Below are 14,370 nucleotides of genomic sequence, written 5' to 3' on the forward strand. Positions count from 1 at the left end.
TATTTAAGTTATTACGTAATACGTCAAATAGTGTTTTTTGTATGATTATCTAGAGTTGAGGTTTTTTATAATAACTTAATTAGTTTGCGTATGGAATTGATCACTACTTTCTTTATCAAGTTTGCATTAGGTTTTCGTATTATTTTAGCTTTATCTTGTAAGAGTTTGAAAAAAAATGAATTTATCATCAAATTTAATTTTTGTTCCACTTCAGACTTGTTTCGTAAATTTTCCAGTTTTACTATTTTTTTATTTTCAAATCCCAATAGGGGGTTTGTTGATGAAACGTATTGTTGTGTTTAAATTTTTTAAATAGGCATTGCGTTTTTTAAAATGAATTGATTCAATTTTTAGAGTTCTGTTCTAAAAGAAACAAAGTTTATAAAAAGAATAATCAACTTTTTATGAATATTGAATCAGACTATATAGGAGGTAGAATTTCCCAGTTCTCCAAAACGTATATTTTCTTTCATGAAAATTGGTTAATAACAAATCACCCTTTTTGGAAGTCTGATTTCGATCGGCATTTCCGCACTTTTTTTTGGTATGTCTTTTATTCGAGAGAATAGGAGCGGCTCTTTAATGTACTTCTGTTTAGAGCGTACAGCATGATTTTTTTTACTGAAATGTTGTTTACATTCTTAGTATTCTGGGAATCTAAATTTTATTTCAACAAGTTGATTATTAGTGTTTTTGAAATTGCCTAAGCATACGTGCTTATCGCAAAAGGTATTTTATTGTCCATTTTCTAATCTTCCAAATTATGAAAAAAAAATTTACTTTTTATGATCTTCTTATGAAGAGGAGATTATTGGGATTAATTTTTTTGCTGCTCTTTTGCAATGAAAATTTTGCCCAGACTTTTTGTAGACCCATCTCCCAAACAAACAGTAGAGCAGGAGTATGTCTGGGGACTACAGAAGTTCTTAATCCAACTTTTGCGTATGATGCGAATGTAAGCACATACGCTTCATTGACCAATGCACTGGGCGTCCTTTGTTCTGTGCAGGAAACGGTTAAATTTAGTCAGATGGCAAAAGCCGGTGACCAGATTGTAATTATTTACGGATCAAATGCCGACTTGTTGGATGTTGGATTATTGTCTAACGCTACAATTCAGCCTAGCAATTCAGTCAATAGTACAAGCAGTACGGCATTGGCCTTAAACAGTCCGTTGCTAAATGTGAACGCTATCAGTGGAGCAACTACGGGTACAATAAAGTATACCCTAACGGCCGATTCTGATCAGGTTAAAGTTGAGATTGGCGGATTACTTAGTGTCCTGACTAATATACGTATATACGATGTGCGATTAGAATTTGCAAAACCTACCATTACAGGAGGAGCTACTCAGTCTGTTTGTGTAGGTCAGTCTATTGCACTTACTGCAACTCCTGCCGCTGGAACTACATTGGCCTGGTACAGTTCGCCAACATCTACCACAGCACTTTCAAGCGTGAATACTTTTACAACACCGGCATTAACCACAAGTACTACTTATTATATAGGTATAACAAGAAGTGCAGGTTGTGAAAGTGACGAAAGATTTCCGGTAACAATTAATGTTCTGGACCCTGCATTACCAACGATTAGTACAACTGGAACTTCAATTTGTTCTTCGGGAGCAACACAGGCAACTACTTTGTCGGTTATTAATCCCGTACTGGGAACGACTTATTCCTGGTACAGTACACCTACAGGCGGTGTAGCATTGAGTACGGGCAGTACCTATACACCAACTGTTCCGACGGGTGTAACTAATTTTTATGTGGGGGCATCGATTGGTTCCTGTGTAACACCAACACGAACTCAGGTTACTGTTACTTCAACTCCGGTTCCCGGGGTCGCTACTGTTTTAACCCAAAGCGTATCTATATTATCCGGCCAGAATGCTACACTAAGTGCTTCGACATCTGAACCGGGAGTAACTCTGGATTGGTATGACGTACCTACTGGCGGAACAAAATTATTAGGGGATTCAAATACATTTACCACTCCGATATTAGTGGCAAGTAAAACCTATTATGTGGAATCTCGTAATACTGCAGGAGGCTGCGTTAGTGCTACGAGGGCTCCTGTTACAGTAACGGTTTTAGTTAATCCTTTGGGAGGATGTCTGGAAGCTAACAGCCAGCAAACTACTCAAAATGGTCTTTGTTTACTTTGTTCTTCAAGTAACCAAAACAATTCTGTTGACGGAAATAGTGCTACCGCATCTTCTATAACATTACCGGTTGGTTTAGCTAATGGATGGATTCAACAAACATTACAATTTAATAATCCGGGACAAACAGGCGATTTTATAGATGTTGACCTGGAATTACCGGGAGGAATTACTGATCTTAGTTTGTTAGGGGCAGTGAGCCTTGCTACTTATAATGGTGCTACTTATAACAATGATCGAATTTTTATCAATAACGCTCTGGTTACTTTACAGTTATTGTCAGGAAATAAGTTTAGAGCGACTATTAAAGCGGGAGCTAATTTTGATCGTGTAGAAGTTAGATTGGGCGGACTGGTATCTGCCTTAACGACTTTGAGTATTTATCAGGCGACTCATCGCTATAAATTACCATCGTTTACAGGAAATACTGCAATTTGTGGAGGACAAACCACCACTTTAACAGCAAATATTGTTGTGGGTGAAAGTATTAAATGGTATGACGCTCTAACAGGAGGAACTTTATTAGCCAGTACAGCGGCTTATACTACTCCTGCTTTAACGGCAAATACTACCTATTATGTAGAAGTAACCCGCGGAAGCTGTGTAAATAGTGAAAGAAATCCGGTTACAGTTACGGTTGATAATCCTCTGGCTCCATCTACGGTCGTTGCCAGTCCTTCAAATTTATGTAACGGAACTTCTACCACAGTAACGATTCAGTCACCAGTTGCAGGAACTGTTTACAAATGGTATGATGCAAGTTCTGGTGGGAATTTGGTATTTACAGGTACTGTTTTCAATACGCCAAATCTAACCGCTACGACTACTTATTATGTCGAAGCCTCAATTGCAAGTTGTATAAGTGCAACCCGTACACCGGTTACAGTCAATGTCAATCCAATACCTTCGGCTCCTGTTCCGGTAGTTTCAAATGTAATTATTCAGTCCGGTCAAAACGTAACGTTACAGGTTCAAAGCGTGCCTGGAATTGCTGTTGGCTGGCACGATGCGCCAACCGGTGGGACACTTTTAGCTTATAATGTAAACAGTTTTACACCTAGTCCGGCTTTAACTTCCAGTAAAACATTTTATGTTGAGGCAACCGATTTAGCTACAGATTGTATTAATACTACAAGAGTTCCAATCGTTGTTACCGTAATTAGTGGTGTAAATAATTGTTTATTAGCTAATTCACAAATAACTACTAAAGGAGGAACCACAAACTGTTTAACCTGTAGTTCCAGTGCAGATGGAGACTCTGTAGACGGTAATAATGCTACAGCAGCTACTCTTTCAATACCTATTGGTTTAGTAACAGATCATATTCAGCAAGATTTAACTTTTCCAACAACGGGACAGACAGGCGATATTATAGATGTGGAATTGGGAATTCCTGTTGGACTTCTTGATATAAGCGCACTTTCTAATGTTAGCCTGCAAAGTTTTAACTCAGGGGTACCTAACGGAGATTTTAGCACAATCAATAATCTTCTGAATGTTCAGATCTTATCGGGAAATCGTTTCAAAGCAAGTTTTGTTGCAGCGGGTACTTTTACCAGTGTACGTGTTCGATTAAATGGATTAGCTACTGTTTTATCAAGTCTGGAGATTTACGAAGCTTCTTATAGATTTGCCAATGCAGTAATAACAGGGAACGCAACACCAATTTGTGCCGGGCAAACAGCTTCTTTAACAGCATCTGCAACCGGAGGAGATACATTTGTGTGGTACGATGCGCCAACCGGAGGAAATATAGTAGCCGTGAATCCAACAGCTGCATTAAGTACCACTACCACATTCTATTTAGAAGCTACACGTGGCGGAACTTGTATTAATACAGTTCGTCAGGCTGTTACGGTAACCGTTTTACCTTTGCCAACAGCCAGCGATATCAATATAACAAGTCCTGTAACAGCTTCTTGTGCCGGAGGTATTGTTTTGACTCCTTCTTCTCCTTTAGCAGGAGCAACATTCAAGTATTATTTAGACGCAACTAAAACACAGGAAGCAACCGGAACGATAGCCGGGGTTACTTATTCTAAAGATTTAGGAACAGGTGCCCTTACTATCAGCGGACTTACAGCGTTAAATACTCCCTTAACATATTATGTTTCTGTGTTTAACGGAGGCATCTGCGAGAATGCTGCGGGAACTTTGAAAGAAGTAGTTGTCAATTTCCCGACAGTTACAGCTTTAACCGTAACTCCAACTTTGTCAGGTTGTGCTAAAGTAAGTTTAAAAGATGCGATTACAAATTTTGATACATCAGGAAACACTACTTATACGTTCTTTGATGCTGGAAATAACCCTATTACAGAGCAGGCCGCGTCAAATATTACTGCAAATGGTAATTACTTTATTCAGGCTCAGCTTAATGGAGGAAATTGTCCATCAGTTAAACAGCCTGTAGCAGTAACAGTTAATCCGTTGCCAACTTTAACAGTACTAACAAATTCAATAGCGGTTACCAAAGGTTCTTCAGTTGCCTTAACAGCGACTTCAAACGGAACTATCACCTGGTACGATCAACAGGGTAATGTATTACCTTCAAATAATACAGGTGTTCTTAATACGGTGGGTGTTTTTGCTTTTACTGTAGTAGCCAGTAATGGTACGTGTACAGTGAGTCAGACCATCACCATTAGTGTGATTGATCCTGCTGCCTGTGATACTTTACAGGAAAGAGTTTATGCTAATACGGAATCTTCGGGAACAATTATTACCGGAGGGGTAACTAACGGACCTCTTGCTGCTGATAATGATCCAAGCACCTATTCAACGATTACAACTGGTTTAGGACTTTTGGGTATTGGAACGACCTGGCAAAATCTGCAATGGCCAACTACAATTGCCAAAGGAACACCGGTAACGGTAAAATTAGGTTTAGAAAACAGCTTGCTTGCTGTAGCGCAAAGTATCTCAGTTGTAGGTACTAAACGTGACGGATCTAATAACCCGATCGATATTGGAACATTACAATCGGTTACAGGATCTTTATTGAACCTGTTACCTGGGCAAAATTCATTCGAATATACTTTTGTTCCTTCAAATGCTTCCGGACTTCAGGATTACGACGGTATCCGTGTGCAGTTGGGATCTGTTTTAAGTGTAGCACAAAACATCAATGTCTATGATACTTATTACAAAAGAGAAGTGGCTCAGATCACCTGTGGTCAGGGGGATATCGAAGATGTTTTTTCCGGTGTAAAAGATTTGGGAGTGGGAGCTTTAACTTCTACGGTTGGAGTTTCAAATCCTTGGAATATAGCTGATAAAGATATTTCTACTTATGCAACAATGTTTAACGCTGTAGGAGTATTGGCAGCTTCAGAGCTGACAGCAACTTTTAGAACACCATCGATGGTGGGTGACAGTTTAAGAATTGTAATTTCTAAACCGGGAATAGTTTTAAATCTAAATTTACTTACCGGATTTACCATTCAGCTTTATTCTGGAAATATTCCGGTTGGCGGACCAATTGCGAATACAAGCAGTTTGTTAAGCTTAAGATTGCTTTCGGGAGATACAATGGCAATGACTATTGTGGCGCCTCAAACGCAGCCTTATGATAAAGTAGTAATAACTTATGGAGGTGTTGCTACTGTTTTAGATCAGCTGAGAGTTCATTCAGTAGATCGTGTAACCAATACACAAGTTACAGGGGCTGATCCTGATAATAAAATAACAGTCTGTCCGGGAGCCGATCTCACGCTCGTCGTCCCTCCGAAACCTTGTGCTGATTATGCCTGGTACGATTCGCCTACAGGAGGAAATCTGCTGGCCAGCGGTCAGACTTATACGCTTCCTGCGACATTAGCTGCCGGAACGTACAAATATTATATTCAGCCGATTCGTTACGGCTGTCCGGCTCTGGAAAGAGGTGAAGTTACAGTAACTGTAAAAGCCACTGTTCCTGCAGCTACTATTACAAATGTGACGATAAATGGAGGAAATAACACTATTATTTGTTCTGAAAGCGGTACAGTAACACTAGATGCTGTTCTAAGTGCCACACCGGTACTTACCAATCCGGTATACCACTGGTACAGTTTTGATGGTACAACAAGTCAGCCAATTCCTGGTCAGGTAACTTCTAAATTAGTCGTTACCGGTTTAGTTCCGGGAACTTATACCTATTATGTTGGAGTAAGTTCAGACGAATATTGTGAAACTTTTCCGGCAGACAGAAAACAAGTGACTTTTACTATTTTACCAAGTTCACTGGTAACCGATATTTCAATAAACAATGCTTCCATTTGTCATGATACACCTGCGGTATTAACACCGTCAAGTACTTTGTCAAATCCTGTTTTCTCCTGGTATTTAGATGCGAACAAAACGCAGCCTATTTTTAGCGGAACAATTGGTGGAGTAACCTATGCAATTAGTGGAAGCGGAGTTTTAACCGCTACAGGTTTAACTCCTGCAATGAGTCCGATGATTTATTATGTTGCAGTTTCAAGTGATTTTACCTGTCAGAATAAAAATGGAGAATTAAGATTGGTGACCGTACTTATTAATGATCCGGGTACACCAACATCTACAACTTATACTCAGAATTTCTGTTTGATAAGTAATCCTACAGTTGCTAATCTTCAGGCCGATCAGACTAATGTGGTTTGGTACAGTGCGGCCACAGGAGGAGTAGCATTAAATCCGACAACTGCTTTGGCAAACGGAACCTATTATGGGGCAATAAGAGACCTGAGTGGTTGTGAAAGCTCAGTTCGATCAGTTGTAACCGTAATCATAAACGATCCGGGTACACCAGTTATTACCAAAACGACTCAGGATTTCTGTTTGGTAAACGCACCAACTTTTGCATCGATCGATGTAAGCCCTGCTGTTGCTGCTAATATTGTTTGGTACACGGCATTGACCGGAGGAACTTTAATTCCATCTACTACAGCTTTAACTACCGGAGTTTATTATGCTGCGATCAAAGATCCTACGACTCTTTGTGAAAGTAATGTAAGATTGGCGATTACAATAAACGTAACTGATCCGGGAACTCCTGTGATTACAGAAACGACTCAGAACTTCTGTTTGGTCAATGCACCAACTTTTGCATCGATCAATGTAAGCCCAGCGGTTGCGGCTAATATTGTTTGGTACACTGCGTTGACCGGGGGAACTTTAATTCCATCGACTACAGCGTTAGCTACCGGAGTTTATTATGCTGCGATCAAAGATCCAACAACTCTTTGTGAGAGCAATGTTAGATTAGCGATTACCATCAACGTAACTGATCCGGGAACTCCTGTGATTACAGAAACGACTCAGAACTTCTGTTTGGTAAATGCACCAACTTTTGCATCGATTGATGTAAGTCCGGCTGTTGCTGCCAATATTGTTTGGTACACGGCGCTGACCGGAGGAACTTTAATTCCATCGACTACAGCTTTAACTACCGGAGTTTATTATGCTGCCATCAAAGATCCAACGACTCTTTGTGAGAGCAATGTGAGATTGGCGGTTACCATAAATGTTACTGATCCTGGTACTCCAACATTAGTTACAGCAGGAACGCAAAACTTCTGTTTGGTTAATGCACCGACTTTCGCCAGTGTTCAGTTTAATGAAGCGAATATTGTTTGGTACACAGCGTTGACCGGAGGAACAGTTATTCCTTCTACAACAGCTTTAACCAGCGGTACTTATTATGCTGTAATCAAAGATCCAATCACGAACTGTGAGAGCGCAGTAAGATTGGCTGTGGTAATCAGTGTTACTGATCCGGGCACCCCAACTTTAGTAACAGCGGGAACACAAAACTTCTGTTTGGTCAATGCACCAACTTTTGCTAGTGTTCAGTTTAATGAAGCCAATATCGTTTGGTATACGGCGTTGACCGGAGGAACAGTTATTCCTTCAACAACAGCTTTAACCAGCGGTACTTATTATGCCGTAATCAAAGATCCGGTAACGAATTGTGAAAGTGCTGTTAGATTAGCTGTAGTGATCAGTGTTACCGATCCTGGTACACCTACTTTGGTAACCGCAGGTACACAAAACTTCTGTTTGGTCAATGCACCAACTTTTGCGAGTGTTCAGTTTAATGAAGCCAATATCGTTTGGTACACGGCGTTGACCGGAGGAACAGTAATTCCTTCTACAACAGCCTTAACCAGCGGGACCTATTATGCCGTAATCAAAGATCCAATCACCAATTGTGAGAGTGCTGTTAGATTAGCTGTAGTGATCAGCGTAACCGATCCGGGAACTCCTGTAATTACAGAAACTATACAGAACTTCTGTTTGGTAAATGCGCCAACTTTCGCATCAATCAATGTAAGTCCGGCCGTTGCTGCCAATATTGTTTGGTACACGGCGCTGACCGGAGGAACTTTAATTCCATCCACAACGGCTTTGACTACCGGAGTTTATTATGCTGCAATCAAAGATCCAATAACTCTTTGTGAAAGTGCTGTTAGATTAGCGATTACCATCAATGTAACCGATCCTGGGACTCCTGTGATTGGTGAAACTACACAGAATTTCTGTTTGGTAAATGCACCAACTTTTGCATCGATTGATGTAAGTCCGGCTGTTGCTGCCAATATTATTTGGTACACGGCGCTGACCGGAGGAACTTTAATTCCATCGACTACAGCTTTGACTACCGGAGTTTATTATGCTGCCATCAAAGATCCAACAACTCTTTGTGAGAGTAATGTAAGACTGGCAGTTACCATAAATGTAACTGATCCTGGTACTCCAACATTAGTTACAGCAGGAACACAAAACTTCTGTTTGGTAAATGCACCAACTTTTGCCAGTGTTCAGTTTAATCAGGCTAACATCGTTTGGTATACGGCTTTGACCGGAGGAACAGTTATTCCTTCTACTACAGCTTTAACCAGTGGTACTTATTATGCTGTAATTAAAGATCCAATTACGAACTGTGAGAGTACAGTAAGATTGGCTGTGGTAATCAGTGTTACTGATCCTGGTACTCCAACTTTAGTAACAGCGGGAACACAAAACTTCTGTTTGGCAAATGCACCGACTTTTGCCAGTGTTCAGTTTAATGAAGCCAATATCATTTGGTACACCGCTTTGACAGGAGGAACAGTTATTCCTTCTACTACAGCTTTAACCAGCGGTACCTATTATGCTGTAATCAAAGATCCAATCACGAACTGTGAGAGTGCAGTAAGATTGACTGTAGTGATCAGCGTCACTGATCCTGGTACCCCAACTTTAGTAACAGCGGGAACACAAAACTTCTGTTTGGCAAATGCACCGACTTTTGCCAGTGTTCAGTTTAATGAAGCCAATATTGTTTGGTACACCGCTTTGACGGGAGGAACAGTTATTCCTTCTGCTACAGCTTTAACCAGCGGTACTTATTATGCCGTAATCAAGGATCCGGTAACCAATTGTGAGAGCGCAGTTAGATTGGCCGTAGTAATCAGTGTTACTGATCCTGGTACGCCAACTTTGGTGACAGCAGGAACGCAAAACTTCTGTTTGGTAAATGCTCCAACTTTTGCCAGTGTTCAGTTTAATCAGGCTAATATCGTTTGGTACACAGCGCTTACCGGAGGAACCGTTATTCCTTCTACTACAGCTTTAACCAGTGGTACTTATTATGCTGTAATCAAAGATCCAATCACGAACTGTGAGAGTGCAGTAAGATTGGCCGTGGTAATCAGTGTTACTGATCCTGGTACGCCAACTTTGGTGACAGCGGGAACACAAAACTTCTGTTTGGCAAATGCACCAACTTTTGCCAGTGTTCAGTTTAATGAAGCGAATATTGTTTGGTACACAGCTTTGACTGGAGGAACCGTTATTCCTTCTGCTACAGCTTTAACCAGCGGTACTTATTATGCCGTAATCAAAGATCCGGTAACCAATTGCGAGAGTGCAGTTAGATTAGCTGTGGTAATTAGTGTTACTGATCCTGGTACTCCAACTTTAGTAACAGCGGGAACACAAAACTTCTGTTTGGCAAATGCACCGACTTTTGCCAGCGTTCAGTTTAATCAGGCTAATATTGTCTGGTATGCAACACTAACTGGGGGAACAGCTATTCCTTCAACGGCCCCTTTAATTAGTGGTACTTACTATGCAGTGATTAAAGATCCGGTAACCAATTGTGAAAGTGCAGTAAGATTAGCTGTAGTGATTAACGTTACAGATCCTGGTACGCCGACATTAGTAACAGCTGGAACGCAAAACTTCTGTTTGGCAGATGCGCCAACGTTTGCCAGTGTTCAGTTTAATGAAGCGAATATTGTTTGGTATACAGCGCCGACTGGAGGAACAGTTATTCTTTCCACTACAGCTTTAACCAGCGGTACTTATTATGCAGTAATAAAAGACCCGGTTACAAACTGTGAAAGCGCCGTAAGATTAGCGGTAACTATCAATGTTGCTAATCCGGGAACACCAACTTTAGTAACAGCGGGAACACAAAACTTCTGTTTGGCCAATACGCCAACTTTTGCAAGTGTTCAGTTTAATCAGGCAAACATTGTCTGGTATACAGCATTAACCGGAGGAACAGTTATTCTTTCCACTACAGCTTTAACCAGCGGTACTTATTATGCAGTGATAAAAGATCCTGTGTCAGGATGTGAAAGTGCAGTGAGATTAGCTGTAGTGATCAATGTTACTGATCCTGGTACACCAACTTTAGTAACAGCGGGAACACAAAACTTCTGTTTGGTTAATGCACCAACGTTTGCCAGTGTTCAGTTTAATCAGGCTAATATTGTCTGGTATACAGCATTAACCGGAGGAACCGTTATTGCTTCGACTACGGCTTTAACCAGTGGTACTTATTATGCAGTGATCAAAGATCCTGTTTCAGGATGTGAAAGTGCTGAAAGATTAGCCGTAACGATCAGCGTTACTGATCCGGGTACACCAACTCTGGTAACAGCAGGAACGCAAAACTTCTGTACGGTAAATACACCAACCTTTGCGAGTGTTCAGTTTAATCAGGCCAATATAGTTTGGTATACTGCAATAACAGGAGGAACAGTTATTCCTTCCACTACAGCTTTAACCAGCGGTACGTATTATGCAGTAATAAAAGACCCAGTAACAAACTGTGAAAGTGCCGTAAGATTAGCAGTAACTATTAATGTTGTTGATCCGGGTACACCAACACTGGTAACAGCAGGAACACAAACCTTCTGTACGGTAAATGCACCAACGTTTGCGAGTGTTCAATTTAATCAGGCCAATATAGTTTGGTATACTGCGTTGACCGGAGGAACAGTTATTCCTTCCACTACAGCTTTAACCAGCGGTACTTATTATGCCGTAATAAAAGATCCTGTATCAGGATGTGAAAGTGCTGTGAGATTGACAGTAAACGTTAATGTGATCGATCCAGGGACACCAACAACAACGGCTGCCACTCAGGTATTCTGTTCAGGAAACAACCCAACGGTTGCTAATATTCAGGTAAACGGAAGTAACATTGTGTGGTATACAGCTGCAACTGGCGGAACTGTCGTTGCGGGAACTACACCACTCGTAAATGGGGATTACTATGCAGCTATAAAAGATCCGGTGTCAGGTTGTGAAAGCAGCGTTAGACTGAAAGTTACTGTAACTGTCGGAATTTCGAAAGATCCAACTACAACTGCTGCTGCTCAGAATTTCTGTTCTACAAGTGCTCCTACCTTCGCAAGTATCCAGGTTAACGAGAGCAATGTAGCATGGTTTAGCAGCGCAACAGGCGGAACAGCAATTCCATTGACAACCGCTTTAACTTCCGGTACCTATTACGGAGAGATTACAGATCCGGTAACAGGATGTAAAAGTGCTAATCGTTTGCAGGTTGTCATTACCATTGTAACCCCAATGGCGACGCCTACAACTAATTCGGCAACTCAAAACTTCTGTGCTACAAATGCACCAAAAGTATCTAACATTCAGGTAAATGAATCCGGTGTAAGCTGGTACAGTACTCCAACTGGAGGAACTGCTATTCCTGCGGCCACGGCTTTAACTACAGGTACTTATTATGGCGTTATCGCAAGTAGTTCCGGTTGTGAAAATCCGGTTAGATTAGCTGTTGCAGTAACTGTAAACACACCGCTTAGTGTTACTACTCCAAGAACGACACAAGTATTTTGTTTATCTGCAGCACCAACAGTTCAGGATATCGTAGTTAATGAGGCAAATGTGGTTTGGTATACAGCTTCATCAGGAGGAACTCCGTTGGCAGCCAATACTCCTCTTGTTGCAGGAACTTATTATGCTGCGGCACAAGGTAACATTACTAATGGCTGTGGAGCAGTTCCGAGATTAGGAGTGACTGTCGCATTTGAGAATGATGCTTTAGTTCCTATTGTTTCGACAGATGATACACCATGTGTATTCCAGGGCGTTAAATATTCAATTGCCAATGGAAAATCAAATTATGTGTGGTCAGTTTCTAACGGAACAATTACTTCCGGCGGAGGAATTAATGACGGCGAGGTAACCATTTCCTGGTCAGATATTGGACCTGGAAAAATAGAAGTCGAATATATTAATACCTGTAACGAAAGAACAACCAAATCATTAAACGTGGTTGTGGCCACCTGTTCTGATATTACAGTTAGTAATACGGTTGACAATCCTACACCAAACTATGGTGAAGAAGTAACTTTTACCATTAAAATAAACAATGTAGGACAAGGTAAGTTTGTAAATGTTGTAGCGACTGATGTATTATCAAAAGGATTAAAGTTTATGAGAGCAAGTACAACCTCAGGTTCATTTGATTCCAATACAAAAGTCTGGAGCATTCCGACTATCGATGTGGGGCAAAGTACAATGCTTTCGGTTACTGCTGAGGTATTAAGTGCATATGATTTCGTAGAACCTAATCCGGGTTCTGGAAAATATATGAATACTGCCACTGTCGAAATGTCAACACCATTAGATGTTGATGCAGCAAACAACGTAGCAATTGCATTTGTAGATCCTATTTGTCTGACCGTTTACAATGAATTTACGCCAAACAATGACGGAGCTAATGATTTGTTCAGAATTGACTGTATCGAAACTTATCCAAACAATGAGTTGAAAGTATATAACAGATACGGTTCATTGGTATATAGTAAACAACATTATGAAAATGATTGGGACGGAACCGCTAATGTATCCGGAGTTATCAATAGAGGAGATATGCTGCCAACAGGTACTTATTTCTATGTGATAGAATTAGGAGAAGGAACGGTTAAAAAAGGATGGTTATCTATAATGAGATAAGCTACCGTATTAATCATCTAATTAATTAAACTTAATAAGTATCGTTATGAAACTATATATAAAATCATTAGAATCGTATTTCATTTTAATATGTTCTTTTATCACATTTTGTGCCGCCGCACAACAGGATCCGCAGTACACGCAATACATGTACAATACGATGTCGGTGAATCCAGCTTATGCAGGATCTACCGGGACCATAGAGGCTACACTTTTGCATCGTTCGCAGTGGGTTGGAATTGATGGAGCACCCGAAACACAATCATTTTCTGTTCATTCACCTCTTCGAAACGAGATGATTGGTTTAGGATTAAGTGTTGTTAACGACAAAATTGGTCCGTCAAATGAGTTGTATATTGACGGTAACTTCGCTTACTCAATTCCTTTAGGGTATGAAAAAAGACTTGCGTTTGGATTAAAAGCGGGTATGCGAATGTTAAACGTAGATTGGTCAAAAGGACGATTCTATAATAACAATGATGTATTACTGAATCAGAATATTAATAATCAATTGAAACTGGCCGTAGGAGCAGGAGTTTACTACTATACTAACAAATGGTATGTTGGGCTTTCAGTTCCAAGTTTTATCAGAAGTGATTATTATAATGATATTCAGGAATCTATATCTTACGATCGATTGCATTACTACCTGATGGGAGGTTATGTTTTTGATTTGAATCCAAACTTAAAATTTAAGCCGGCATTTTTGGTAAAAGCAGTGAGTGGAGCACCACTTACTGCTGATATCTCGGCAAATTTTATGATAGTAGAAAAGTTTGTAGTAGGAGGATCTTACCGAACAGATGACTCGATAAGTTTTCTGGCAGGTTTTCAGATATCCAGAAGTTTTTATGCGGGGTATGCCTTTGATTATACCGTTAGTGGTTTGAATAAATACAACGATGGATCACATGAGATCATCTTGCGTTATCAGTTTATGAAAAAACAAAGTAAAATCAAATCACCTCGATTCTTCTAAAACA

Annotated in this window: 2 protein-coding genes; both read left to right on the forward strand. The window is 40.3% G+C overall.

Annotation, left to right across the window (positions count from 1 at the left end):
- Positions 1–763: 763 nt before the first annotated feature.
- Positions 764–13,387 carry a gliding motility-associated C-terminal domain-containing protein gene (locus tag ACAM30_RS16845; RefSeq protein WP_369615737.1) on the forward strand — a complete coding sequence of 4,208 codons (12,624 nt, stop codon included), beginning with the start codon at positions 764–766 and terminating at the stop codon, positions 13,385–13,387.
- Between the two features lie 46 nt (positions 13,388–13,433).
- A complete protein-coding gene (locus tag ACAM30_RS16850; protein WP_369615738.1) occupies positions 13,434–14,366 on the forward strand; it encodes a type IX secretion system membrane protein PorP/SprF in 933 nt (310 codons plus the stop codon).
- Positions 14,367–14,370 lie beyond the last annotated feature (4 nt).

Origin of the sequence: Flavobacterium sp. CFS9 (assembly GCF_041154745.1) — a bacterium.
In the GTDB taxonomy this organism is placed as follows: domain Bacteria; phylum Bacteroidota; class Bacteroidia; order Flavobacteriales; family Flavobacteriaceae; genus Flavobacterium.